Below are 23984 nucleotides of genomic sequence, written 5' to 3'. Positions count from 1 at the left end.
TTCTTCCCGTGTGCTCAGCCCTTGAGCGTCTGCTCGAGCACGTGCAACTCGTGATTGAGTTGTGCATCCTTGCTGCGCTCGTCGGCGATCTTGCGCACCGCGTGCAACACGGTGGTGTGATCGCGTCCGCCAAACAGTTCGCCGATCTCGGGCAAGCTCTTCTGCGTGAGTTCCTTGGCCAGGTACATCGCGATCTGCCGGGGCCGCGCAATGTTGGCCGGCCGCTTCTTCGAGTACATGTCCGCGACCTTGATGTTGTAGAAATCGGCGCAGGTCTTCTGGATGTTCTCCACCGAGATCTGGCGGTTCTGCACGGTCAGCAGGTCCTTCAGCGCCTCGCGCGTGACCTCGATCGTGATGTCCTTGCCGTGGAAGTTCGAGAACGCGAGGATCTTGCGCAGCGCGCCCTCGAGTTCGCGCACGTTCGAACGCAGATGCTTGGCGACGAAGAACGCCACCTCTTCCGGCACGCTCACGTTCTCCGCGGCGGCCTTCTTCATCAGAATGGCCACGCGCATCTCGAGCTCGGGCGGCTCGATCGCCACGGTCAGGCCCGAATCGAAGCGCGAGATCAGCCGGTCATCGATGCCGGTGATCTCCTTTGGATACGTATCGCTGGTGATGATCACCTGCGCGCGATTGGCGATGAGCGCCTCGAACGCGTAGAAGAACTCTTCCTGCGTGCGGTTCTTGCCGGAGAAGAACTGAATATCATCGATCAGCAGCAGATCGAGCGAGTGGTAATAGCGCTTGAACTCGTCGAATGCTTTGCGCTGGTACGCCTTCACCACGTCGGACACGTACTGTTCCGCATGGATGTAGCGAATGCGCGCACGCGGGTTCTCCAGCAACATGAAGTTGCCGATCGCGTGAATCAAGTGGGTCTTACCGAGGCCCACACCGCCGTACAGATACAGCGGGTTGTAAGACTTGCCGGGATTGTTGGCCACCTGGATCGCGGCCGCGCGCGCCAGCTGGTTCGCCTTGCCGGTGACGAAGTTGTCGAACGTCAGGATCGGGTTCAGGCGCGAGCGCTCGTGAACCGTGTCGCTCTGCTGGGGCTGTTGTTGCGCCGGCTGCTGCGGCTGCACGCGGTATGAGCGCGCGCTGGCCTCGGCCGGATCCATCTGGGCGACGTCGATCTCGCCCATGTCCTGCGCATGGCCCTGTGTGTGGTTCTGTGTGCCGCCTTGCAACGGATGACCCGACGCGGCGCCACGGCTGCCGTGCGACGGGTGAGCTCCGGCGCCGGGCGCCGCATAGTCATAGCCGCCCGGTGCCTGCTGGCCATACTGCTGGCCGCCATACGGCTGCGCGGGCTGACGCGAAGAGTGCGACGGATGCGGCTGGTGCGACGGATGCATCTGTTGCTGCTGGCCCGCCGCGGGCGACTGCTGATACGTACCCGGTGCTGCGCCATCCTGACCCGCGGGATGGGCGCCGGGCTGGCCACCCTGCGGCATATAGGCGGCCGAACGCCCCGAGGCGGCGGGATCGAGAACAAAGTGAACGCTAACCTGCGCTTCCCAGTACTCGCAGGCGAGGGCCGTGATGCGACCCGAAAATTGGCTCTTGACCCAGTCCAGCTTGAAGCGATTGGGCGCGGCGATCCTGAGCGCGTGCGCCTCCTCGTCGAAGGCGACGGGCGCCAACGGCTTGATCCAGGTCTTGAACTGTTGAGGCGTCAGTTCGCGCTCGAGCTGCGCGGCTGCCGCCTGCCAGAAATCTTGCATGTGTTCTTGTTGAGTGACCGTACCAAGCATCTCGGGTCGAGCTGCTCGGATACAGCACGGGTGCGGCGGCGTCCCCTTCACTTTCCGGGCCTCGCACCTGACGCCGATCCGCGTGATCGGCTCAAGACGGCGACACCGCGCCCACGACGTCGCACTTGCGCGTCAGGGGAAGCGGTATACCGATGGCAGAGGACCGGGTTGTACGTGCGCCACGCAACCCGTGTAGTAGTTGGACCGGGATTGTACCCCCCGGCCCGAGTTATCCACAAAGGATAAGTCTGTGGACAACTTGTGCAAATTCAGTGGATTGCTGTGCACAACTTGCGCCCAATGGGGTGATGCAAGACGCGTAAAACGGGCGATTTCTCCTTTAGAACAAAGGCTTGACCCGTCTCGCACGGCGCCGGAGGGCCGCCCGAGGCATTCCCGGGTTACCCACCGATAGATGTGGACAATGGCCGCGAGGTTGCCGATTAGGACTACCGCTTTCGCTGGCGCCGTACGTCGGTTTCCTTGACACCTCAGCAGAAAATCGGTTAAATGGCGGGTTCTGCGATGCGGCAGGGGATCACACGTGCCGGATGTCACGGTCATGTGGCGATCACTCTCCTTGCCAGCTTCCGCGTTGTTGGTCAGCGCGGATCGAGACTTCCTCAGCAGTAACTCGATATCGGCTTCGCGACTTTCGTGGTGCCCCTGTGCTTCAGCGCAGGTGTGAACGAATGCGAACCTAGTGCGAACCGAACATAGTGCGAACCACACGCGGCGGCCACGGCGCCCGGCCAGGCCGGCGCCCGGATAGCCCGGATCAACCAGAGAGTGCAACATGAAACGTACTTACCAACCTTCCGTTACCCGCCGCAAGCGCACCCATGGCTTCCGCGTGCGCATGAAGACCCGTGGCGGCCGTGCCGTCATCAACGCCCGCCGCGCCAAGGGCCGCAAGCGCCTGGCGATCTGAGGGCTGGGCGACCGGCTCGAACGGTGAGCCGGCGGATGACGTCTTTCTCGGAAGTCCCTTTCTCGGAAGGCAACTTCATCTGCCCGATCCCGTTCCTGCCTACCGCCTCGCACTCAGGATGGCCGGGAGCGCAGCCGCAGGGCGCAGCTTTTCGCTAGCTATGCACAGCGTGTCTACCCATGCCTTTCCCAAAGCCGCGAGGCTTACAAAGACGGATGAGTTTTCATCCGTTTTTGCTTTGCGGCCGCGCCGACGCAGCACGCACTTCGTGCTGTACGTGCTTGCCAATGGCAGGGACGAAGCGCGGCTTGGCGTCGTCGTCGGCAAGAAATTCGCGCCGCGCGCCGCGGAACGCAATCTGGTGAAACGCATGGCGCGGGAACTGTTTCGCGGCAGGCAGGACCAATTGGCGGGCCGCGATGTGCTGTTACGGCTACAGACGAAATTTCCGCGTGCGGAGTTCGCAAGCCGGGCGGCAATCCGCCGGGCCTGCAGCGCGGAGATCACCAGTTTGCTGGAGGTGGCCGCAAGGCCGCTGCCACCGACGCCCACAGCACCAGCGTCACCGGCCCCACCACAGTCACACCAGTCGTTAGCGTCTCCGCCTTCGGCATCCGGATCCGATCCCGATCCGAAGCCGGTGTCTTCCACGCCAGCGACGCCTGTCTGATGTCGACACCATGAAGCGAATCCTGCTTGCCCTGCTGCGTATCTACAAGATCGCGCTCAGTCCGTACCTGGGCTCGCAGTGCCGCTTCCTGCCGACATGTTCCGAATACGCACGCGACGCCGTAACCCTGCACGGCGCCACGCGCGGAAGCTGGATGGCCGCTTGCCGGCTCTGCCGTTGTCATCCTTTCGCACAGGGCGGGTATGATCCCGTGCCCGAGCCCCGAAACATGGGGAGCGCCAAGGCGCCCCGTACGAGCGCCGCGCCAGGCCAGCCGCCTGTCACGATTCGGCTTCCCCGACCCTGAATTCCTCCGACCATAGCGAGATATGGATATCAAACGCACCATCCTGTGGGTCATCTTCTCGATGGCCCTCGTGCTGCTCTACGACAACTGGCAGCGCGCCAACGGCCACGCGTCGATGTTCTTCCCGAGCGCGACCACGCAGCAGGCGCCGGCCGGTGCCGCGAGCGACGCCGCCGCACGCAACGACGTGCCGACGACCAATGCCGCCTCGGCAGCCGGTGCGCCGGGCGCGCCCGCGGCAGCTCCCGCAGCCGCGGCGCAGCCGACTGGCGAGAAGATCATCGTCACCACCGATGAAATGCGTGCCGAGATCGATACGGCCGGTGGCATCCTGTCGCGCCTGGAACTGCTCCGCGAGCTGGAGAAGGACGGCAAGCCGGTGGTGCTGTTCGAGCGTGACGCCACGCGTACCTACCTCGCGCGTTCGGGCCTGATCGGCGGCGATCTGCCCAACCACACCACCGTCTTCACGGCGGCACCGGGCCCGCGCTCGCTGGACGGCAGCGACAAGCTCAGCGTCGTGCTGACGGCGGACAAGAACGGCATCAAGTTCGTCAAGACGTACACGTTCCACAAGGGCAGCTACGTCGTGGACACGCAGTTCGCCGTGACCAACGAAGGCACCGCGGCGATCTCGCCGACGCTGTATCTGGAACTCGCGCGCGACGGCAGCAAGGTCGAGCAGTCGCAGTTCTACAGCACCTTCACGGGTCCGGCGGTCTACACGGACGCGGACAAGTACCACAAGATCTCGTTCGAAGACATCGCCAAGGGCAAGGCAACCGTGCCGAGCGCGACCAACAGCGGCTGGGTCGCGATGGTGCAGCATTACTTCGCCTCCGCGTGGATTCCGCAGACGGGCAAGGAACATTCGTTCTACGTTGAGAAGATCGACAACAACCTGTACCGCGTCGGCATCCAGCAACCGCTGGGCCAGATCGCGCCGGGTGCGACGGTCACCACCGATGCACGCCTGTTCGCCGGTCCGCAGGAAGAGCGCATGCTCGAGCAGATCACGCCGGGCCTGGAACTCGTGAAGGACTATGGCTGGCTGACGATCCTGGCCAAGCCGCTGTTCTGGCTGCTCGAGAAGCTGCACGGCATCCTGAACAACTGGGGCTGGTCGATCATCGCGCTGACGGTGCTGATCAAGCTGGTGTTCTTCCCGCTGTCCGCGGCGAGCTACAAGTCCATGGGCAAGATGAAGGACCTGCAGCCGCGCATGACGGCCATGCGTGAACGCTTCAAGGGCGATCCGCAGAAGATGAACCAGGAGATGATGGCGCTGTACCGCACCGAGAAGGTCAATCCGCTCGGTGGCTGCCTGCCGATCGTGATCCAGATTCCGGTGTTCATCGCGCTGTACTGGGTGCTGCTGTCGTCGGTGGAAATGCGCGGCGCGCCGTGGCTCGGCTGGATTCACGATCTGTCGGTGCCGGATCCGTTCTACATCCTGCCGGTCGTGATGGCCGTGTCGATGTTCGTGCAGACCAAGCTGAACCCGACCCCGCCGGATCCCGTGCAGGCCAAGGTCATGATGATCATGCCGCTGGTGTTCTCGTTCATGTTCTTCTTCTTCCCGGCTGGCCTCGTGCTGTACTGGGTCGTGAACAACATCCTGTCGATCGCCCAGCAATGGCAGATCAACCGCATGCTCGGCAAGGGCAAGGCGGCGGCAGCGGCGAAGGGCTGATTCTTCCTCCTTCATGCCTGACTGCAGGCATCTGAAAAACCCGGCTTCGGCCGGGTTTTTTGTTTGGCGGTCGGCGGGCGTATCCTTGGCGTCAATCCACGACAAAAAGGAAGCCGTCATGACCTGGTCCGCCCGGCAGTACACGCAATTCGAAGACGAACGCACGCGCCCCGTGCGCGATCTGGTTGGCGCGATTCCCACGCAAGCCGCCACACGCGTGATCGACATCGGCTGCGGACCGGCCAATTCCACCGAGGTGCTGGCGGCGCGCTTTCCCGCGGCCGAGGCCATCGGGCTCGACAGTGATCCGGACATGATTGCCGCGGCGCGCAAGCGGCTGCCCGCGCTGCGCTTCGACCTTGGCGACATCACCGGATGGCAGGACGAAGGCCCGTATGACGCGATTCTGGCCAATGCGGTGCTGCAATGGGTGCCGGACCACGCCACGCTGCTGCCGTCGCTGATTCGCAAGCTCGCGCCGGGCGGCAGTCTGGCGGTGCAGATGCCGGACAACCTCAACGAGGCGCCGCATTTGCTGATGCGCGAGGTCGCGCTCGAGGGACCGTGGGCGGCCAAGCTTGCGGCGGCTGCCGATGCGCGCACGCCGCTCGCGTCCGAACGCTGGTACTACGAGTTGCTGAAGCCGCTGTGCACGCGCGTGGATATCTGGCGCACGATCTATCAGCATCCGCTTGCCGGTGGCGCGGCGGCGGTTGTCGAATGGTTCAAGGGCAGCGGCCTGCGGCCGTTCCTCGCGCCGCTCGACGACGCCGAGCGTGCCGAGTATCTGCGGCGTTATGAAGCCGCGCTGGCGAAGGCGATGCCGGCGTTGCCTGATGGCACGGTGTTGTTGCCGTTTCCGCGCGTGTTTATCGTCGCCACGCGCTAAAGCGCGCGGCGACACGCAACGGCCATGTCGCGCCGCAACAGGCGGCTGGTGTACTGCGGCTACCCGCGTGACGGCGTGCCTCATCGCCTACACTTGAAGCGTCTCGCACGATCGTCAGACGATTTGTCAGCTATGGCAGAACGCAAACGACCCCGGCGTTCATCCGCCCGCCTGCGGCGCAGGATGCGTCCATTCGCTGCATTCGTGGCTCTGGCGGATGTGGGGCTTTGCACGGTGCGGGCGCACATCGAAGCGGTGCTCGCCGGTGGCGCTGGTGAGAATACCGGCGAGAGCGGCGATGGCAGTGATGTGAGCGACGGCAGCAACGTGGAGGCCATCCACGAGCTACGCGTGGCCGTGCGCCATCTGCGCGCGGTGGCCTGGGCGTTTCGCCCCGTGCTGTCCGACACCATCAATGCGCGCTGGAAAGCGGTGTTGCGCGATACCGCCAACGCCGGCAGCGAGGCGCGTGACTGGGATGTGTTCATCGCGGAGACCATTGCGCCCGCGCTCGAGCGCGAGCCCGGACATCCGCTGCTGCTGGCACTGCGCGAGACCGCACAGGCGCGGCGCGCGGTGGCGTATCGCGCCATGATGACAACATTGTCACGTGACATGCGCGCGCAGTTGGGTACGCTGGAGCGGGATCTGCGGCGCCTTGCCCGTGGCCGCGAGAAGGCAGACAGCAATCGTGGTGTCAGCGATGGCGGCAAGCGCCTCGATGCGTTTGCGCGTCGCCGCGTCGGCAAGGCGCGTCAGCACGTTCGCGAACTCGCACAGGCAGCACACGAAGGCCAGACCGGCGACGAGCGGATCGAACGCGTGCATCGCCTGCGCATTGGCAACAAGCGTCTGCGCTATGCAATCGAAGCGCTCGCGGACGTGCTGCCGCGGCGGCTGCGCAAGCGTCTGCACAAGAAGCTAGTCCGTCGGCAGACCGCGCTCGGCGCGGTGGTCGATGATGCCGTGGCCCGGCGACTGCTGTGTGAGTGCCTGGCCGATCTGCCAAAATACCGCCCATGACTGCTCCCTCGCTTCCTATCGCCGCCATCGCGACCGCGCCCGGTCGCGGCGGTATTGGTGTGGTGCGCGTATCCGGCCCCGATGTCGGCACGATCGCGCGTGCCGTATGTGGCCAGACACTCAAGCCGCGCCACGCCACCTACCTGCCGTTTCTCGATGCGCGCGGCGGCGTGATCGACCATGGCCTTGCGTTGTACTTTCCCGCGCCGAATTCCTATACAGGCGAGGAAGTGCTGGAACTGCAGGGGCACGGTGGACCCGTGGTCATGCAGATGCTGCTCGCACGGTGCCTTGAAGCGGGACGCGAGATCGGCCTGCGGCTGGCGGAGCCGGGTGAATTCACGCGGCGCGCGTTTCTCAACGACAAGCTCGATCTGGCGCAGGCTGAAGCGGTGGCGGACCTGATCGAGGCCAGTACCGAGGCCGCGGCCCGTTCGGCCGCGCGTTCGATGGAGGGCGTGTTCTCGCAGGCTATCCATACGCTGGTGGAGAAGGTGATTCATCTGCGCATGCTGGTGGAAGCGACGCTCGACTTCCCCGAGGAGGAGATCGACTTCCTCGAAGCTTCCGATGCGCGCGGCCAGCTGACGGCGATTCGCGACGCCTTGCATGGCGTGCTGAAGCAGGCAAAGCAGGGCGCGCTGCTGCGCGAGGGCCTGTCCGTGGTGCTCGCGGGTCAGCCGAACGTGGGCAAGTCATCGCTGCTCAATGCGCTGGCTGGCGCGGAACTCGCGATCGTCACGCCGATCGCTGGCACCACACGCGATCGCGTACGCGAGACCATTCAGATCGAAGGGATCCCGCTCCATATCATCGATACGGCAGGCCTGCGCGACGACGCGGCCGACGAGGTGGAGCGCATCGGCATCGAACGCACGTGGGAAGCGATCGGGCGCGCCGATATCGTGCTGCACCTCGTCGATGCCACCGACTACCTCGAGCACGGCCTGTCCGAGATCGACGATGCGATCGACGACCGGCTCAGCGGGCATCTGCCGCCGGGCTCGCCGATCGTGCGCGTGGTCAACAAGATTGACACCGCGCCCGCGGCCAGCGACACCATGTTCGGCGGCAACCGTCCGCACGTGGTGGTGGCCAACGGCCCCAATCCGACCGAGATCTGGATCTCCGCGCGTACCGGCGCGGGCATCGACCTGATGCGACGCGAATTGCTACGGCTGGTCGGCTGGCAGTCGGGCAACGAAGGCACCTTCCTCGCGCGCGAGCGTCACCTCACCGCCTTGCGCTGCGCCGAATCGCACCTCGACTGCGCTGCCGAACGCGCGGCTCAGCAAGCCCAGGCCCTCGACCTGTTCGCCGAGGAACTACGCCTCGCGCAGGAACACCTGAACAGCATCACGGGCGAGTTCACCAGCGACGATCTGCTCGGCACGATCTTTACGCGGTTCTGTATCGGGAAGTGAGGCACGCCTAGCGGTCGTGCCTCGAAGTGCCCGGAAACAGGCCACGAATGACGCCCAGGAATGCAGCCAACACGTTTATAGTCGTGCCGGTGGTCACGGCAATGAGGACTGCGTCGCTGAGAATCTGCTTTCCCGTCGCTCCGAAGACAATCGCCGTCGCGCTCATAACAAGAAACCAAAAACCAAGTCCAGTGACCGCAAGGCGATAAGCGCTAGCAGCATACGTCGCGCGGAGCTCCCGATTGGCACGCGCATCCGCAGCGCCTGAATCGCCACCGTCGTCGAGCAACTGCGGATCGTACTGATCCGCATCGGCGCGGGCGAGCTCAGCGGATGACTGGCCGTCTTCGGACTCGGTCCCCAACCTCGCGTTTGGCAACCCGATTGGCAGGGCATCACGACGGCTGCGCATGATCAGAGGCCCAGCGTCAGCGCTTCGTTCAGGATCGGACCGCCACCCCGGGTTGCCTGTCTCCAAGCTGTGCCGGGACGGCACGCGAGATCGGCAAGTTCCTTGTCCGTGAGCGGACCAAACACCCGGATGATGTCATCGACGAGGTCCCATGCGTCGAAATCGCTAGGCCGAAGCATGGGCTGCACGAATCGCTCCCCACCTCTCGTTGCGAACTCGTCGAGGATGCGCTTGCCGTGCTCCATGAACTCGAAATGGATCGACGGCACGAGTGGGCCTTCTCCCCATCTGCAGAACGTGTCAGCCACCAGCGCCTCGCCCGAGCGCTTGTAGTGCCATGACTGCGCATAAAACATCAGCAACTGAAGCTTGTCGAGCGTAAGGCCTCGTACTCGACCTTCCCGTGCACGTTGGATGAATGCATTGGCAAGTGCCATTGCGGAGTACTTCATCTTCCTCTCCTTTGACAGCGTCTTCTGCCTGCGGCACACGCGCTGCAGGCGAAGAGGGATTCTGTCATCACGCAAGAGGAATCGACGTCGTAGAAATCCGGAATCCTGTGTCAGTTTGTGTCGGCGCGGCTCAGCCGCGCGTGCCTTCCGCGTAAAGCGCCAACACGTCGGCGATGGCGCGGTTGCAGGGGGTGGGGACGCCCAGTTCGCGGCCGTAGGTGGCGACGCCGCCGCTGAGCCAGGGGACTTCGAGGCGGTTGCCGCGTTGCAGGTCGTGGTGCATCGACGAGGTCATGTCCGGCTGTAACGTGTCCGCGAAGGCGAGGCGGTCGTCGGCGAAATCTTCGGCGAGCGCGACGCCTTTGGCGCGGCCGACCGCCACGACTTCGCGCATGACGTCGTGCAGGAACGCGCGAGTCTGCGGGTTCTTGCGGATCGGGCCGATAGGCTGGCGGATGCTCGAGGTGGTGCCCGACAGGCCGACCAGGAATACAAACTTTTCCCAGATCGTGCGCGTGATGTCTTCGCTGATATCCGCCTGGAACCCGGCCCGCGCGCAGGCGGCGTGGAACGCCTTGACGCGCTCGCTCGCCACGCCGCTGAACTCGCCGAACACCAGCCGTTGCAGCGCGCCCTTGTACTCGATGACGCCGGGCTCGGCAATGACCGAGGCGATGTAGCTGACCCCGCCGAGGATGGCCTCCGCGGGCAGATGACGCCGCAGGATCTCGTCCTTGTGAACGCCGTTCTGGAACGACACCACGGCCGCGCCGCGATCGACCAGGCGCTTCAGCGTCGGGGCAAGCGCTTCGGTGTCCCACAGCTTGACCGCGATCATGATCAGGTCCGCCTGCTCCACCTGATCGATGTTCTCCACCGCGCGCACTTCGCGCAGATGCAGGTCTTCGGCGGCGCCGCGCCCTTCGCGCAGGCGCAGGCCGTGCTCGCGCATCGCGCGCAGATGGTTGCCCCGCGCGACGAACGTCACGTCGCATCCCGACGCGGCCAGTTTCGCGCCAAAGAACCCGCCGACGCCGCCGGCACCGATCACTGCAATCTTCATGGTCGCTCTCCACAGTTCCAGAGGTCTGGTGTGGGGAGACTATACTGCGGCGCCGCCCACGCTGCTGACGGCCGGGTGTTGGTTAAGCCACCGTGTTAAGCCACCGTGTTAGGCCACCGTGCGGCGTTGATGTGCCTCGTACACTTGCAGATGGCAGTACGCGGCCTGCGCGATCGGTGCGTCGTGGCCGAAGCCCACCGCGCGGCGCACGAGGTCGCCAATCACGTCGTCGGCCTCGAGGCGCGGCGCATGGTTGACGATATCGCGCGCCATCGATGCCATCCAGTCGAGGTTTTCGTCGAGCAGGCGCGCTTCCATCTGCGCGACCACCGCCGGCGGGATCGGGAAGCCTTCGGCCGTCGCCACCGCCAGGCTTTCGGCCATGGCGCGGCGCATCAATGCCTTGCCGTCCTGCGTGCGCGCGATATCGCTGACGGTGCCACGCATCAGGCAGGTCATCAGCGCGCCAGTGGCGATAAGCATCCACTTGTTCCACAGCGCCTGATCGATATTGTCCGAGAGGGTGCGCGAACCTGGCGTGGTCTGAAGCAGTGCGTGGAACGCTTCGGCGGCGGACTGCTGCACGGCGTCGCGCGCGCCGACGATCACGACATCGAGCTTGCCGTAGTGGCCGATCGCGCCATCGGCCTCCAGCATCGTCGCGATCTGCGACACGCCGCCCATCACGTGCGCGCGGCCGAAGCGGGCATCCAGTCGTTCGTACACGGAAAGACCGTTCAGGAACGGCAGGATGCGCGTCTGCGCACCGATCGCGGGCGCGATGGCGTCCATCGCGGATTCGAGGTCATAGCCCTTGCAGGCGAGCAGGACCAGATCGTACGCGGCAGGGTTGGCACGCACACCGGCGTCATCGATGGTGCGCACGGGGCGTTGGAACGCGCCCAGCTCGCTGCGGACCACGAGGCCGTCCTGCGCGAGCCGCGCGGCGCGCCCCGGGCGCACGAGGAAGGTCACGTCGGCGCCGGCTTCGATCAGCCGCGCACCGTAATAGCCGCCAATGGCGCCCGCGCCCAGTACCAGAATGTTCATGATGTCTGTCTCCTTGATCGTACGCGGCGTGGCGTACGCGTTGCTAGTCATGCCGTGATGGCCGTCACGCGATAATACATGACGAACAACTTTTATTCAGTGCGTTGACAGCACGCCGCGCAAGGCCGACCATCATGGTCACCATTGGGTTATTCAAGCTTGAAGCAGGAGAGACGAGATGCCACGGGTATCGAAAGCGGAAGCAGAACAGAACCGTGCCAATATTGAACAGGTATCCGCGCGCCTGTTCCGCGAGCAGGGCTTTCACGGCATCAGCGTCGCGGACCTGATGTCGGCGGCGGGCCTCACGCATGGCGGATTCTATGGTCATTTCGAGTCGAAGGATGCGCTCGCGGCCATCGCGTGCACACGGGCCTTTGAAGAATCGACCGACCGGTGGCGCAAGCGCATCGATAGTGCTCCCGATCGCGCCACCGCGCTCACAACCTTGATCGACAGCTACCTGTCCGCGCGTAGCCGCAACGCGATGGGTACGGGCTGCCCGATCGCCGCGCTGGCCGTCGACGTGTCGCGCGAAGCCGATGACAAGCCCGTGCACGAGGCCTTTGTCGAAGGGTTCACCGCACAACTGGCGCTGCTCGAGGAGGTCCAGCCGGGCGAGGATGCCGCCACGCGCCATACCGAAGCGCTCGCGCAGATGGCGCTGCTGGTCGGCGCACTGGTCCTCTCGCGCGCCACGCGCGGCCATGCGCTGTCCAATGAGGTGCTGGCGGCGGCGCGTGCGCAACTGCCGGGCGGCTAAAGCCCGGGTGCAGGAAGTCGCGGGGAGGAAACGTTTACACTGGCGGCCTTCGTCACGTTTCCGCTCGAGCAGGCTTCTTCGATGTTGAGTCGCACCCGTCAGATCCTCATTGCCATCATCGCCGTGGTCGTCCTCGGCATGCTTTGGTTTGTCGGCAATGAAGCCGCCATCGAAAGAAATGCCGAGGTTGCTCCCTACACCGGGCCCGGCAGCGCCCCGGCGACCGATCCCGCTGCGGCGTCCGAGGTGGCATCCAACCTCCCGCGCGGTATTCCGCGCGATGGCACGCTCGATCCGATCAGCATCGATCCGGCACGCCCGGCCGATCGCCTGCCCGTTTATCAGGCGGACACCATCCTCAACGACTACCGCGATAACACTGGCGCGGCGGACGATCGCTATCGCGGCCAGTACTTTATCGTCGAGGGCGTTGCCACCGGCATCCGCCGCGAGGGGAACGACGTGGTCGTCGAGATTCGTACCAACGACTACGGCAGTGTGGTGCGCGGGATCCTGTTGCCGCAGCAGATCTGCGGCCCGGGCACGCGCGCCTGCGAGGTGGAGGCGCGCGCGACCATGGTCCGGCGCGGCCAGAAGGTGGCCGTCGAGTGCACGGGCGCGGGGCTGCTGAACGGTGACACGCCGCTGCTTGCGGACTGTCTGCTGCGCGGCGGTGCCAACTAGGCACGGGTGCCGGGGGTTTTGCCGGGGGTTTTACCCTCTGTTCGCGCGATTGAAAGCGCGTCGGGACGCTTAGAGTAGGTGGGTATGCTGCCGGCGGTGCGCTCGGCCGCGCTGACACGCTCGAGAATACCCGCCAGGACACCCCGATGAAACGAGCCCTTCTTGTTACTGCGTTGACCCTGATGGTCAGCGCCTGTTCTACCTACGTGGCGGTAACGCCCGTGGATCGCCCCGATCAGTCCGATCCGCTGCGGGCGTTCCAGACGCCCAATGGCGTTCCGCAATACCGCATCGATGGTTCGCGCGTGATTGGCGCCGATGGCACGCTGGTGTGCGTGATCGCCAATACCGTCAATGGCAACGCCTACCTGAGCGCGTTCCGCTCATCGCTGCGCGCGCGCAACTTCGAGGTGAAGATGCTGCCGCCCGATTCGTCGATCGCATCGTGCCCGATTACCGTGTCTTACGCGGTGCAGGAGCAGACCTACTGGCTGCCGTTCGTGAACGCGGCCGATATCACCGTATATCGCAACGGCGAACGCGTCGGCAAGGCCGTGTACAACGCGAACCGCAGCGCGGGCGGTCTCAATTTCAGCCATCTGGTGCCGGCCGACCAGACCATCGAGATGCTTGTGGAAAAACTGTTCCCGGGTCTGAAGCCGCAACCGGCTCCGCAGGCGGATAGCGCGCAGCCTACGGCTGAACCCGGGCCTGCGGCCTGAGGTTGGTCACCCTCTCCCAGCGGGAGAGGGTCGCACCACAACCTGCCTCAAGCGAGGCGGAACACCTCTACGGCCTGCCGCAGTTCTTGCGCCTGATAATGCAGGCTCTCCGCGGCGGCAGCCGCTTCCTCTACCAGCGCGGCGTTCTGCTGCGTGGTGATATCCATCTCCGCCACTGCGCCGCTGATCTGCGTCAGGCCCTGCGACTGCTCGCGTGAAGCCACGCTGATATCGCCCATCAACGCCGCGATACCCTCGACGCGACGCACCATGTCGTCGATTGCGCTGCCCGCCTGCTGCACGGCCTCGTTGCCCGACTTCAGGTCCGTTACCGTGCGTTCGATCAACTGCTTGATCTCGCCCGCGGCGTTGGCGCTGCGCTGCGCGAGGCTGCGCACCTCGCCCGCGACCACCGCGAAGCCGCGGCCGTGCTCGCCCGCGCGGGCCGCTTCCACGGCGGCATTCAGCGCGAGGATATTGGTCTGGAACGCGATGCCGTCGATCATGCCGATGATATCCACCACCTGTTGCGCGTTGCGGTGGATATCGGCCATGGTGGTAACCACGCGGCCTACCTTGGCTCCGCCCGCGCGCGCGGCCTCGGCGGCGCTGGCCACCGCGCCGTCCGCATCGTTGGCGTTCTCGGCGTTCTGGCTCACGGTCGTGGTCAGTTGTTCGAGGCTGGCCACCGTGCGCTCCAGGCTGCCGGCCTGCGCCGCGGTACGCGCCGACAGATCGGCATTGCCGCTGGCGATCTGGCTCGTGCTGCCGGCGATCGCGCCGATGCTGGACCGTACCTTGTCGACAATGCCGGTCAGGCCCTGGCCGACGCCGTCGATCGCGCGCATCAACTCGCCGATCTCGTCACCACGCGCGCTGTCGAGGCGCGTGGTCAGGTCGCCCGCCGCGAGGCGCGACGCCGCGTTGGCCGCGTGGGCGAGCGGCTGGCTGACCATTCGCCGCAGCAGCCACCAGAACGCGGCCGATACCACGAGCGCGACCAGCAGGCCACCGATCAGGAAGCGGTTGCGGCTGGCCACAAGTTCGTCGCGCAGCGTGGCCATCGGCACCGAGCCGGCGATCAGCCATTGCCATTCGGGGTAGGTCACGAACGCGGTCAGCCGTTCGGTGGGCGGCTCGCTGCCAAGCGCGACGGTATGTGCGAGCGCGCCATCCTTGGCGGCGATCATGTCGCGCACCCAGGTCTTGCCCTCCGCATCCTTCGCGTCGAGCACCGACTTGCCTTCGCTGCCGAGCCGGTCGACCATCACCTTGCCCTGATCCGCGCCGGGCTTGCCATCGATCAGCATAAAGTGCCCGGTGCCATTGATCGTCTTGCGGCGAATGCGGTTCTTCAGCGAGGCGAGTTCGGCTTCGACGTTCACGCCGACGTACAGCGCGCCGACGATCTTGCCGCCGACGTCGCGCACGGGTTCGTACTTGCTCATGTACGGCTTGCCGAACAGCCAGGTGAGGGCGCGAAAGGAACGACCCGCGGCCACTGCGGCATAGGCGGCGCCCGAGCGATCGAGCACCGTGCCCACCGCGCGTTCACCGTCCTGCTTCTTGAGCGAGGTGGTCACGCGCACGAAGTCGTCACCGGTCCGTGCGAATACGGTGGATACCGTACCGCCGGTGGTGGCGAGGAAGCGGTCCGGCACCTCGAAGCTGTTGTTCAGTTGCAGGTCGCCGCTGCGGAAGGCTGGCGTCGGCTTGCCGGCGACCTCGATGGTCTGCGACGGGTCTACCGTGTACGGCCCCGGCAGGACCGCGGCAAAGCTCAGCATGAAGCGGTCGGCTTCCTGCAGCATGGTGTCGTCGAGTTGGCCGACCAGCTCGCGCAGCGTCTGGCTCTCGGCGACGATCGCGTCGCGCGCCTGCGTTTCCAGCTGGCGCATGCTGGCCAGCGAGATCGCTAGCGAGAACGCGCCGAAGGCGACAACCTGCACGACGAGGACGACAAGCGCGACGCGCGTGCCGATGCTCCAGTTGCCGGCGCGCTCCCGTGCGCGACCGACAGTATTCGGACGATAGATCGATAGTTCTGACAAGGGGGGCGCTCCGTAGAGTGGCCACACGCCATCCCGGCGCGTGGGTGACGCCTGCTCTTCGGGCCGGTCGTCACCGAAGCATTTACGGTTACTTGTCTCTACAGCTTTAGCGGTTATTGGAAAAAGGCTACAGATGGAATGGTTTTATATGTATTGCCTTGTATATGAGGCGTGGGCCCTCACCCTCGGCGCCTCTCCCCGGGGGAGAGGGGAGCAAAGATTGATGGGGGGCTGCGCCCCCCAAGGCCCCCGCCGAGAGACGCAGCGCGCAAGCGCGCGGGGCGCGGTAGGTTATTGAAACGGTCTAGAATCTGCGCATGCCCGCGTCCAAGCCTGCCGCCCACCGCACCCCCGCATATCCCGAGTACACGATCGACGAGCTCGCTCGGGTGGCGGGGACGACCGTGCGTAATATTCGCTCCTATCAGGATCGCGGGCTGATCGATCCGCCCGAGCGGCGTGGGCGGGTGGGCATTTACACGCAAACCCATCTGGGCCGGCTGCGGCTGATCAACCATTTGCTTGCGCGCGGCTACACGCTCGCGAATATCATCGAGCTGCTCAAGGCGATCGTCGAAGGGCACGACCTGCGCTCGATTCTCGGGCTCGAGAGCGCGATCAGCAGCCCGTGGACCAGCGAGGCGCCGCGGCATTACTCGTATCTGGCGCTCGCGCGCCTGTTCGGCCGCGCGGTGTCGCGCCCGGCACTGGCCAAGGCGATCGAACTCGGATTGCTCGAGCCCGATGGCTTTGGTTACCTCGCGCGCAGTCCGCGCGCGCTGATGGCCGGCGCCGAGATCGCGCGCGCGGGCTTTCCGCTCGAGGACGTGCTCGGCATCATCGACCACGCGCGCAGCCACTTTCAGGCCGTTTCCGATCGCATCGTTGCCATGGTGGTGCGCGAGCTCGATCGCTTCGGCGACGGCAATCTGCCGCCGCCGCAGGACGTGCCGCGGCTCGTCGATATCCTCTGGCGCATCCGCCCGCTGGCGATGGTGGCGGTGGAAACGGAGATGATGCGCGCGCTCGAGATCTCGGCCAACAAGTACCTGGGTGACCGCGTGGCCGCGATCCTCGAGCATTTGCACGATGCGCCGGCGCAAACGCCAGTCGCGGGATCCAAGCCTAAGCCCCGCGGATAGACGGCGCGCGCGGACTTGCCCCGGCGCGCACGGCGGTGTCCTCGATCTCCGCGATCAGCGGATCGATGCGCGCCAGCTGCGCGCGATTGTCCGCATCCCACGGATGAAACCCCGGCCGGAAGTAGTCGAGCCATTCGGGAATCAGCCGCCGCAGCACGCCCGGCGACCCCCACAGAAAGTTCATCACGCGCCCGAAGCCAGACAGCTTGTGCGGACACGTGTCATCCGCCATGACCAGCCGGATGTGGAATACGAAAACCAGCGCCCAGAACGTGACCGTGGTGGTGAGCATCGTGCCCGCCCGCAGCAGGTAGCGATACGGCCCAGGCTTCATCACGGCATTCCACACGTCGTAGGCCACGGCCTTGTGCTCGGTCTCCTCGAGCGCATGCCACGTCCACACCTGTCGGTAGCCTGGCTCCGAATCGCCCATATGACGCGCATCGGCCAGCAACCCACCCGCGAGCATCGCGGTGTAATGCTCGAGCGCAATCGTATGCGCGAGCTGCCACGACGGCGGCAGAACTCCACGCAACAGATTCAGCAGCCGCGCCACCGCATGGTCGAGCTTCGCAGCCGGCAGCCCCGCATCATCGAGCAGACGGTTGTAGAGCACGTGCTCGCGCGTGTGCATCGCCTCCTGCCCGATAAAGCCGCTGACGGCCTGCTTGAGCTCGGGATCGGTGATGCGATCACGATAATGCCGCACGCTATCCATGAAGAAGCGTTCGCCGGCCGGAAAGAAGATCGACAGCGCGTTGATGTAATGCGTGACATGGTGCCCCCGCTCATGCCAGTCGCAGATGCGCGCAGGTGGCAAATGGGGATGCACGTCGCGTCTGACCGGCATCATGATGAGGTCTCCTCGAGGAATGGCAGCAGGTCGGCCGCGACGGCGTGCGGATCCTCCTCCATCGGAATATGGCCGAGGCCCGCGTAGCGGCGCAACCGCGCGCCGGCAATGCGATCGACGAAAGCATCGGCGTGCGCGGGTGGAATCCAGCGATCGCGCTCGCCCCACAACACGAGCGTGGGCACGCGCATCGTGCGCAACGCCTCGGTCGGCAATGTGTCGAAGTCAAGCTTCGGCACCATGCGCCCCACCGCCTCGCGCACGCCGGCCGCGTGGAACAGATCGACATAGCGGCGGAACGTGGCCTCGGGAATGCGCGAGGCATCGCCATACACATCGCGCGTGGCCGCGCGCACGATCGCCTCGGGCAGCATCCACGGTGCCGACCAACGCACCGATGCATGGCGAAACAGATCGATCCATATCGGCAGCTTCATCGGAAAGCCCGCAGCGCCAATCAGCACCAGTCGATGCACGCGGGTGGGCGCGCGCACCGCGAGATCCCACGCGATCAATCCACCGAGCGAACTGCCGATCAACGTCGCGCGCGTGACGCCAACCGCGGCCAGAAAGCCATCGATGACATCGCGATAGACATCGATATCCATCGTCACGATGCGGCCATCCGTAGTTCGCAAAGGACCACCGAGCCCGAACGGCGGCAGGTCGAAGCGCAGCACGCGATAGCGCTGGCGCAGCATGGGCATCAACCCTTCCCACGTATGCAGCGAAGCACCAAACCCGTGGATCAGCACAAGCGGTTCGCCGTCGACGACGCCCTCGTCGGTGTAATGGATGCGCACGCCCATCGTGCCCGGCACGCGCACCTCCGCCCAGCGCGATTGCGGTAGCGCGTACCGCCGCGCGAGGGTCTCGCGCGAAACGTCGACGAGCCCGATGCGTCCCTGGCCAAACCACCGCGTGAACCAGCCCGGCGGTGACTGCAGTGTGCCCTCGCGCGGCAGGGCGGCGCTCATGCCCGCTCTCCATCGTGCGCGGGCGCCGACGCGCCGTTGCCAAGCAGCTTGCGGCGCTTACGCCGGGCGTCGCGCACCACCAGCGATTGGTACGCGGCTGGCAGCAGGCGCGCCATCGCATCGGCGGCCACGGCATCGGGGCCGATCAGCACGCGGCGCCGATTGGCGCGCACGCCTTCGAGGATCACGCGCGCGGCTTTTTCTGGCGAGGTGATGAAGAACTTCTCGAACTCCTCGCGACCCTGCTGCGCGTCGCGCACGAGCAGGCCGTTGACGCTCGGCGACACGCGGCTGGCGCGCGCAATATTGGTCTTGATACCGCCCGGATGCACGGTGGTCGCGGACACGCCGCAGTTCATCAGATCGAGCTCCTGGCGCAGCGCTTCGGTAAAGCCGCGCACCGCATACTTGCTCGCGTTGTACGCGCCCATGCCCGGCTGCGCGAACAGGCCGAACACGCTCGAGGTATTGATTACGTGCCCCTCGCCGCTCGCCTGCAGATGCGGCAGAAACGCCTTGGTGCCATGCACGACACCCCAGAAGTTGATGCCGATGATCCAGTCGAGATCGTCGTAACTCATCCCCTCGACGGTACTCGAGAGCGCGACCCCCGCATTGTTGAAGATAAGGTTCACGTAGCCGTGCGCGGCAGCGGTCTCGTCGGCCCACGCATGCACGGTGTCGCGTTGCGAGACATCGACGATGGCGCTGGTCACACGCAGCATCGGCGCGCTGCGCGACGCCACGCGGCCGACCTCGGCGACAGTCTGCGCAAGCGCATGGGCATTGCAGTCGGACAGCGCGAGATGACAGCCCTCGCGCGCCAGGTCCAGCGCCAACGCGCGGCCCATCCCCGAGGCGGCGCCCGTGATGGCCGCCACCTTGTCTCGAAATACCTTCACGCGGGTCTCCGTTCGTTGTTGTAGGCACCGTGAGGATCCAGCGGGTCGGACGTGTCGTGGACGTCCCGGGCGTCCCGGGCGTCCCGAGTCGCGGCGCGGCGCGGCCACGTCTCGTAGTCGTCCAGCCGGAAGGTTGCCGTCGCGCGCCGGAACTGAAACGTGAAACCGGGCCATAGCGTGGTGTTCCTGCCGCTGCGCGGATCGATGTACCAGCTGGCGCAGCCGCCAGCCGTCCATACCGCATGACCAAGCTTGTGCTGGATACGCGCATTGAACGCGCGCTGCACCTCGGGTCGCACGTCCACGGCATGCACCTCGCGCGCCTTCATATTGCGCAGCGCATCGAGGATGTAGGTCACCTGCGACTCGATCATGAACACCATCGAGCTGTGACCGAGGCCTGTGTTCGGCCCCACCACAAGGAACAGGTTCGGAAAGCCGGCGACGGTGGTGCCCAGGTAGGCCTGCGCGCCGTCGCTCCACGCATCGAGCAGATCGCGCCCGTCGCGGCCCACCACCACGCCGCGCGGCAGCGGGTCGGTGGCATGGAAGCCCGTGCCGAGGATGACGCAATCCGCAGCGCGCCGCGTGCCATCGCGCAGCACGATCGCATCGGGCTCGACACGCGCGATGCCCGTGGTCACCACGTCCACGTTGGCGCGCAATAGCGTAGGGTAGTAATCGTTGGAGATCAGCACGCGCTTGCAGCCAATCGTGTAATTGGGCGTCAGCGTGCGACGCAATGCGGGGTCGGGCACCTGACGCGCCAGATGCCGGCGCGCGATCCGCTCCACGGCCTTCATCAACCTTGGGTGCAACACGAAGCCGAGCACGCGCGCTTCGAGGGCCCAATACAGCCCCGTGCGCATCAGTGCCTGCGTGAACGGCAGATGGCGAAACAGCCAGCGCTCTCGCTCGCTCACCGCGCGGTCCGGCTTCGGCATGATCCACGGCGGCGTGCGCTGATACAGGTCGAGGGTAGCCACCTGCGGCGCGATCTCCGGCACGAACTGGATCGCGCTTGCGCCGGTACCGATCACCGCCACACGCTTGCCCGCGAGCGGATAGTCATGCCGCCACTGCTGCGAATGGAAGCAGGTGCCGGCAAAGGTTTCGAGGCCGGGAATGTCGGGGATCGACGCGCGACTCAGCCCGCCCATGCCCGAGACCAGCACGCGCGCGCTGATGCGTGCACCGTTGGCCATGTCGAGCCGCCACACGCCGGCCCGCTCGTCCCACAGCGCGCGGCGCAGTTCGTGGCCGAAGCGTAGATGCGGGCGCAGACCGAAGCGATCGGCACAACGCTCGAGGTAAGCGCGAATCTCCGGTTGCGGCGAGAACATGCGCGACCAGTCGGGATTCGGCGCGAACGAGAACGAGTAGAGATGGGACTGCACGTCGCACGCGCAGCCGGGATAGTGGTTGTCGCGCCAGGTGCCGCCCAGTGCGTCGGCCTTCTCGAAGATCGCAAAGTCCTCGACCCCGGATTGTCTGAGCCGGATGCCCATGGCGAGGCCAGCAAAGCCGCTGCCAATGATGGCGACGTCGCAATGCGCATCGACGGGCGTCGCGGCGGGACTCGGGGCGGGTGCGTTCATCGGGGGGGCGTCCGTGAAGGATGATCATCGATCTTGACATCGATCAATGTCATCATAGGCACCCCGCCGAGCGTTAGGTCAATGCCTCGACTTGAGGGATTCCTCTAGTCCGCCATCCCGAATCGGAAACATCTCTGGGATTCGACGCATTTGTCTGCCCCACTAGCATAGGGGGCAATCTGGAGTTGTCAGCATTCGCACTGACATTGCAGAATGTGTCACAACTGCTGCGAAACATCACAGCATGATGGGCGCGGTAGTCACCCTGTCGGGGGGCAGGGAGGAGAGGAGCGTGGCCTGGAATCGCTGGCACCGTTTCCCGCAAACCGAGGTTTCAAGCGGTTCTGCGGTAGACAGCGACCGGATCGGACCACGCGGACGGACGACCTTTGACCGGGCGATCCACCGTTCTGTCTCATTAGAGCAACTCTTCAGATATTTGGCTTGTGAAACGCCCGAAGCCGTCGCTAGGCTTCGTACAACCGTTTCAAGCAACCGTAAGCCGCAGAGCAACGGAGCCAAACGGTCGTGGATATTTTTTGCAGGGGTCCACAGCAGGAATCTTTTTGCGAGAGACACCCATGAAGACCGGCAGAAGCACGGCAGGTGACACGAAGGCCCGCATTCTCGATGCAACGGAGAAGCTGTTCATCGAGGTCGGCTACGAGGCGACTTCCCTGCGTCAAGTCACCTCGCGCGCCATCGTTAACTTGGCAGCAGTCAACTACCACTTCCGCAGCAAGGAGATGATGATGCAGTCGGTGCTTGGGCGCCGTCTGGATCCGCTCAACGAGCGCAGGCTCGCGTTACTCGACGCCGTCGAGGCACGCTGGCCCGGTCACGATATCCGCTGCGAACACGTGATGGGCGCGCTGTTCGTGCCCGCGCTCCAGATGGCGCGCGAGCCCGATATCGGTGGTCCTTCATTCCTGCGGCTGCTCGGCCGCGTGTATTCCGATACTTCACCGTTTATCCAGTCGTATCTGATCGGGCATTACGCGCCAGTGTTCGGCCGCTTCTTCGAAGCCTTCGGCCGCGCGCTGCCGGACGTGCCACGCCAGGAGCTCGGCTGGCGCCTGCATTTCGCGCTCAAGGCACTCGCGGGTGTGCTGGCCGGCGATGACCTCGGCAACCTCATGCCGACCTTCACGCAAGGTCAGCAGATGAGCGATGCGCATGTGCTCGCGCAACTGACGTCGCTGGTGGTGGCCGCCCTCAAGGCGCCCGCACCGTCGTCCGATCAGCTCGGCGCGCTGCAGGACGTGTTCGATATCGGCGAGGATCAGCATGCCGATGAGCGCGCCAAGCTCGAGCATATCGCCGCGTTGGCCGCTACCGTCGAAGACGAAGCACAGACCGTTGCCGCGGCCACCGCCGCCGCGGTGAACCGGGCGCGTCGCGGCTCGGCGCGCAGCGTGCGCAACGAGGGCACCGCGCGCTCGGCCACGGCAAGCATGGCAGTCCGCCGCGATCACTGCGCGCCATTCCCGAGCAACCCGCTCGACGACTGGATGCGCACGCGACCGCGGACGTAGTCGAGCTGTAGCTTCACCAGGCGGCCCCGGCCGGGGCCGCCTCCTCCCGATCGATCCTGATCTTCGTATCGCGAGAGCGAGGCGTGCGTGCGCGCGCGCGTCCACCGGCCGTCGTCACATCCGCAGTGGCTGTCCATAACAAGAACGAGGAGACACCCATGAAGACCCCCCCGATGCTTTCTTCTCTGTCATCTGCCTTGCCGTTGACGCTGCTCGCGCTCGCCGGCGGCATGCTCGGCCTTGTGGCCGCGCCACCGGGCCTCGCGCCTGAGGCGCATGCGCAATCGGCCGCCACACGCGCTGCCACGCCATACGATGCGCTGCCGGCCCAGCAACAGGCCGCGCTGTTCTCGAAGCAGACCACCAGCGGTGAACTGGCCGCGCTGCCCGACGATCAGTTGCTCGCCACCTTCGACGCGCTGAAGCCCGAAGCGCTGCTGCTGTGGGCACGCGCCGAGGTCAATCGCTATCCCGAGTACGAGTACGCGATGACGCGTCAGGAGCGGCTCAATGGCCAATGGCAGGACGTGCCCGCACGCATGCTGGTGCGCTATCGCCATCTGCCGCGACAGCTCTATGCCAAATGGTTGCCCAATGGCGTGCAGGCCGGGCAGGAGATCCTCTATGACGAGACCCGACGCAAGGACGAGATGTACGGCCACCTCGGCGGCATGCTCGGCTTTACCTCGATCTGGCTTTCGCTCGACGGCTCGCTCGCCCGCGCGCAGTCTAATCACACCGTGCGCGACCTCGGCCTGCAGTTCGTGGTGTCGATGCTCGAGCGCGATGCTCGAACGCTGCGCGCCGCCGGCCTCAGCGAAAAGTACAACAAGGCCGAGCTCATGCGCGAGCAGGGCACGCGCATGATCGCGCTGACGTGGGACCTGCCCGAAGGCGCGCCCAAGTATTACGCGAAGAAGGTGCAGCTGATGTTCGACCTCACGCATCCGTGGCCGCGCGTGGAAACCGCGTGGGATGCCGACGGCTTTATGGTCGAGAAGATCGTCTTCGAGAAAGCCGTGAAGAAGAACTTCGATGCATCGACCTTCGACGCCGCCAACAGCGAATACAAGTTCTGAT

Annotated in this window: 23 protein-coding genes; 13 read left to right on the top strand and 10 right to left on the bottom strand. The window is 65.3% G+C overall.

Annotation, left to right across the window (positions count from 1 at the left end; all coding sequences use genetic code 11):
* Positions 1-14: 14 nt before the first annotated feature.
* A complete protein-coding gene (gene dnaA / locus LDO41_RS16645) occupies positions 15-1733 on the bottom strand; it encodes a chromosomal replication initiator protein DnaA (RefSeq protein ID WP_223990110.1) in 1719 nt (572 codons plus the stop codon).
* Between the two features lie 826 nt (positions 1734-2559).
* Between dnaA and rpmH the strand changes: the two genes are divergently transcribed.
* The 7 genes from rpmH to mnmE all read left to right on the top strand — a co-directional run bounded on the left by rpmH (position 2560) and on the right by mnmE (position 8700).
* Complete coding sequence (gene rpmH, locus LDO41_RS16640) at positions 2560-2694, top strand: 50S ribosomal protein L34 (RefSeq protein ID WP_008650850.1); 135 nt, start codon at positions 2560-2562, stop codon at positions 2692-2694.
* Between the two features lie 169 nt (positions 2695-2863).
* Positions 2864-3364 (top strand): ribonuclease P protein component, encoded by a 501-nt coding sequence (gene rnpA / locus LDO41_RS16635; protein WP_223990108.1) that lies wholly within the window; start codon positions 2864-2866, stop codon positions 3362-3364.
* Positions 3365-3374: 10 nt separating this feature from the next.
* Positions 3375-3671 carry a membrane protein insertion efficiency factor YidD gene (gene yidD, locus LDO41_RS16630; RefSeq protein ID WP_223990106.1) on the top strand — a complete coding sequence of 99 codons (297 nt, stop codon included), beginning with the start codon at positions 3375-3377 and terminating at the stop codon, positions 3669-3671.
* A gap of 22 nt (positions 3672-3693) precedes the next feature.
* The gene (gene yidC, locus LDO41_RS16625; protein WP_223990104.1) at positions 3694-5364 is read left to right on the top strand and encodes a membrane protein insertase YidC; all 1671 of its coding nucleotides are present in this window, start codon (positions 3694-3696) and stop codon (positions 5362-5364) included.
* 118 nt (positions 5365-5482) lie between these two features.
* A complete protein-coding gene (gene tam, locus LDO41_RS16620; protein WP_223990103.1) occupies positions 5483-6253 on the top strand; it encodes a trans-aconitate 2-methyltransferase in 771 nt (256 codons plus the stop codon).
* Positions 6254-6436: 183 nt separating this feature from the next.
* Positions 6437-7276, top strand: coding sequence for a CHAD domain-containing protein (locus LDO41_RS16615; protein ID WP_223990101.1), 840 nt, complete (start codon positions 6437-6439; stop codon positions 7274-7276).
* Complete coding sequence (mnmE, locus tag LDO41_RS16610; protein ID WP_223990099.1) at positions 7273-8700, top strand: tRNA uridine-5-carboxymethylaminomethyl(34) synthesis GTPase MnmE; 1428 nt, start codon at positions 7273-7275, stop codon at positions 8698-8700. The genes LDO41_RS16615 and mnmE overlap by 4 nt, the downstream gene beginning before the upstream one ends.
* A gap of 7 nt (positions 8701-8707) precedes the next feature.
* On the opposite strand, the gene LDO41_RS16605 is transcribed toward mnmE, so the two are convergent.
* From LDO41_RS16605 to LDO41_RS16590, 4 genes are all read right to left on the bottom strand, one after another.
* The gene (locus LDO41_RS16605) at positions 8708-9112 is read right to left on the bottom strand and encodes a hypothetical protein (RefSeq protein ID WP_223990097.1); all 405 of its coding nucleotides are present in this window, start codon (positions 9110-9112) and stop codon (positions 8708-8710) included.
* 2 nt (positions 9113-9114) lie between these two features.
* Positions 9115-9564 carry a Panacea domain-containing protein gene (locus tag LDO41_RS16600; protein WP_223990095.1) on the bottom strand — a complete coding sequence of 150 codons (450 nt, stop codon included), beginning with the start codon at positions 9562-9564 and terminating at the stop codon, positions 9115-9117.
* 130 nt (positions 9565-9694) lie between these two features.
* On the bottom strand, positions 9695-10627 hold the full coding sequence (locus LDO41_RS16595; RefSeq protein WP_223990093.1) for a ketopantoate reductase family protein: 933 nt from the start codon (positions 10625-10627) through the stop codon (positions 9695-9697).
* A 108-nt stretch (positions 10628-10735) separates the two neighbouring features.
* On the bottom strand, positions 10736-11677 hold the full coding sequence (locus LDO41_RS16590) for a ketopantoate reductase family protein (protein WP_223990091.1): 942 nt from the start codon (positions 11675-11677) through the stop codon (positions 10736-10738).
* 178 nt (positions 11678-11855) lie between these two features.
* Here LDO41_RS16590 and LDO41_RS16585 point away from each other — a divergent pair, with 178 nt between their 5' ends.
* From LDO41_RS16585 to LDO41_RS16575, 3 genes are all read left to right on the top strand, one after another.
* Complete coding sequence (locus LDO41_RS16585) at positions 11856-12440, top strand: TetR/AcrR family transcriptional regulator (RefSeq protein ID WP_223990089.1); 585 nt, start codon at positions 11856-11858, stop codon at positions 12438-12440.
* An 81-nt stretch (positions 12441-12521) separates the two neighbouring features.
* Entirely contained in the window at positions 12522-13124 is a 603-nt protein-coding gene (locus LDO41_RS16580; protein ID WP_223990087.1) for an OB-fold putative lipoprotein, read from the top strand.
* A gap of 146 nt (positions 13125-13270) precedes the next feature.
* Entirely contained in the window at positions 13271-13846 is a 576-nt protein-coding gene (locus LDO41_RS16575) for an Sbal_3080 family lipoprotein (RefSeq protein ID WP_223990085.1), read from the top strand.
* Positions 13847-13893: 47 nt separating this feature from the next.
* Here the strand turns inward: LDO41_RS16575 and LDO41_RS16570 are convergent, their stop codons facing one another.
* Positions 13894-15897 (bottom strand): methyl-accepting chemotaxis protein, encoded by a 2004-nt coding sequence (locus LDO41_RS16570; RefSeq protein WP_223990083.1) that lies wholly within the window; start codon positions 15895-15897, stop codon positions 13894-13896.
* A gap of 317 nt (positions 15898-16214) precedes the next feature.
* On the opposite strand from LDO41_RS16570, the gene LDO41_RS16565 reads away from it, so the two are divergent.
* Positions 16215-17039, top strand: a complete 825-nt coding sequence (locus tag LDO41_RS16565) for a MerR family transcriptional regulator (protein ID WP_223990081.1) — start codon at positions 16215-16217, stop codon at positions 17037-17039.
* On the opposite strand, the gene LDO41_RS16560 is transcribed toward LDO41_RS16565, so the two are convergent.
* Genes LDO41_RS16560 through LDO41_RS16545 form a run of 4 tightly spaced genes read right to left on the bottom strand, consistent with a single transcriptional unit; the run spans position 17023 to position 21369 of the window.
* The gene (locus tag LDO41_RS16560; RefSeq protein ID WP_223990079.1) at positions 17023-17892 is read right to left on the bottom strand and encodes a metal-dependent hydrolase; all 870 of its coding nucleotides are present in this window, start codon (positions 17890-17892) and stop codon (positions 17023-17025) included. The genes LDO41_RS16565 and LDO41_RS16560 overlap by 17 nt on opposite strands.
* Positions 17889-18869 carry an alpha/beta fold hydrolase gene (locus LDO41_RS16555; RefSeq protein ID WP_223990077.1) on the bottom strand — a complete coding sequence of 327 codons (981 nt, stop codon included), beginning with the start codon at positions 18867-18869 and terminating at the stop codon, positions 17889-17891. Before LDO41_RS16555 ends, LDO41_RS16560 begins: the two co-directional genes overlap by 4 nt.
* Positions 18866-19771, bottom strand: coding sequence for an SDR family NAD(P)-dependent oxidoreductase (locus LDO41_RS16550; RefSeq protein ID WP_223990075.1), 906 nt, complete (start codon positions 19769-19771; stop codon positions 18866-18868). Before LDO41_RS16550 ends, LDO41_RS16555 begins: the two co-directional genes overlap by 4 nt.
* On the bottom strand, positions 19768-21369 hold the full coding sequence (locus LDO41_RS16545) for a flavin-containing monooxygenase (RefSeq protein WP_223990073.1): 1602 nt from the start codon (positions 21367-21369) through the stop codon (positions 19768-19770). The genes LDO41_RS16550 and LDO41_RS16545 overlap by 4 nt, the downstream gene beginning before the upstream one ends.
* Positions 21370-21950: 581 nt before the next feature.
* On the opposite strand from LDO41_RS16545, the gene LDO41_RS16540 reads away from it, so the two are divergent.
* On the top strand, positions 21951-22904 hold the full coding sequence (locus tag LDO41_RS16540) for a TetR/AcrR family transcriptional regulator (RefSeq protein ID WP_223990071.1): 954 nt from the start codon (positions 21951-21953) through the stop codon (positions 22902-22904).
* A gap of 158 nt (positions 22905-23062) precedes the next feature.
* The gene (locus LDO41_RS16535; RefSeq protein WP_377741607.1) at positions 23063-23983 is read left to right on the top strand and encodes a DUF1571 domain-containing protein; all 921 of its coding nucleotides are present in this window, start codon (positions 23063-23065) and stop codon (positions 23981-23983) included.
* Position 23984 lies beyond the last annotated feature (1 nt).

This window comes from Cupriavidus pampae, assembly GCF_914271485.1.
Lineage (GTDB): Bacteria > Pseudomonadota > Gammaproteobacteria > Burkholderiales > Burkholderiaceae > Cupriavidus > Cupriavidus pampae.
This window is presented reverse-complemented; position numbering and strand designations above follow the sequence as displayed.

Bases quoted from the DNA above. Each gene is read 5' to 3' on its own strand.
- dnaA (WP_223990110.1), bottom strand. From the start codon at position 1,733: ATGCAAGATTTCTGGCAGGCGGCAGCCGCGCAGCTCGAGCGCGAACTG.
- rpmH (WP_008650850.1), top strand. From the start codon at position 2,560: ATGAAACGTACTTACCAACCTTCCGTTACCCGCCGCAAGCGCACCCAT.
- yidD (WP_223990106.1), top strand. From the start codon at position 3,375: ATGAAGCGAATCCTGCTTGCCCTGCTGCGTATCTACAAGATCGCGCTC.
- yidC (WP_223990104.1), top strand. From the start codon at position 3,694: ATGGATATCAAACGCACCATCCTGTGGGTCATCTTCTCGATGGCCCTC.
- tam (WP_223990103.1), top strand. From the start codon at position 5,483: ATGACCTGGTCCGCCCGGCAGTACACGCAATTCGAAGACGAACGCACG.
- LDO41_RS16615 (WP_223990101.1), top strand. From the start codon at position 6,437: ATGCGTCCATTCGCTGCATTCGTGGCTCTGGCGGATGTGGGGCTTTGC.
- mnmE (WP_223990099.1), top strand. From the start codon at position 7,273: ATGACTGCTCCCTCGCTTCCTATCGCCGCCATCGCGACCGCGCCCGGT.
- LDO41_RS16605 (WP_223990097.1), bottom strand. From the start codon at position 9,112: ATGCGCAGCCGTCGTGATGCCCTGCCAATCGGGTTGCCAAACGCGAGG.
- LDO41_RS16600 (WP_223990095.1), bottom strand. From the start codon at position 9,564: ATGAAGTACTCCGCAATGGCACTTGCCAATGCATTCATCCAACGTGCA.
- LDO41_RS16595 (WP_223990093.1), bottom strand. From the start codon at position 10,627: ATGAAGATTGCAGTGATCGGTGCCGGCGGCGTCGGCGGGTTCTTTGGC.
- LDO41_RS16590 (WP_223990091.1), bottom strand. From the start codon at position 11,677: ATGAACATTCTGGTACTGGGCGCGGGCGCCATTGGCGGCTATTACGGT.
- LDO41_RS16585 (WP_223990089.1), top strand. From the start codon at position 11,856: ATGCCACGGGTATCGAAAGCGGAAGCAGAACAGAACCGTGCCAATATT.
- LDO41_RS16580 (WP_223990087.1), top strand. From the start codon at position 12,522: ATGTTGAGTCGCACCCGTCAGATCCTCATTGCCATCATCGCCGTGGTC.
- LDO41_RS16575 (WP_223990085.1), top strand. From the start codon at position 13,271: ATGAAACGAGCCCTTCTTGTTACTGCGTTGACCCTGATGGTCAGCGCC.
- LDO41_RS16565 (WP_223990081.1), top strand. From the start codon at position 16,215: ATGCCCGCGTCCAAGCCTGCCGCCCACCGCACCCCCGCATATCCCGAG.
- LDO41_RS16560 (WP_223990079.1), bottom strand. From the start codon at position 17,892: ATGATGCCGGTCAGACGCGACGTGCATCCCCATTTGCCACCTGCGCGC.
- LDO41_RS16555 (WP_223990077.1), bottom strand. From the start codon at position 18,869: ATGAGCGCCGCCCTGCCGCGCGAGGGCACACTGCAGTCACCGCCGGGC.
- LDO41_RS16545 (WP_223990073.1), bottom strand. From the start codon at position 21,369: ATGAACGCACCCGCCCCGAGTCCCGCCGCGACGCCCGTCGATGCGCAT.
- LDO41_RS16540 (WP_223990071.1), top strand. From the start codon at position 21,951: ATGAAGACCGGCAGAAGCACGGCAGGTGACACGAAGGCCCGCATTCTC.
- LDO41_RS16535 (WP_377741607.1), top strand. From the start codon at position 23,063: ATGAAGACCCCCCCGATGCTTTCTTCTCTGTCATCTGCCTTGCCGTTG.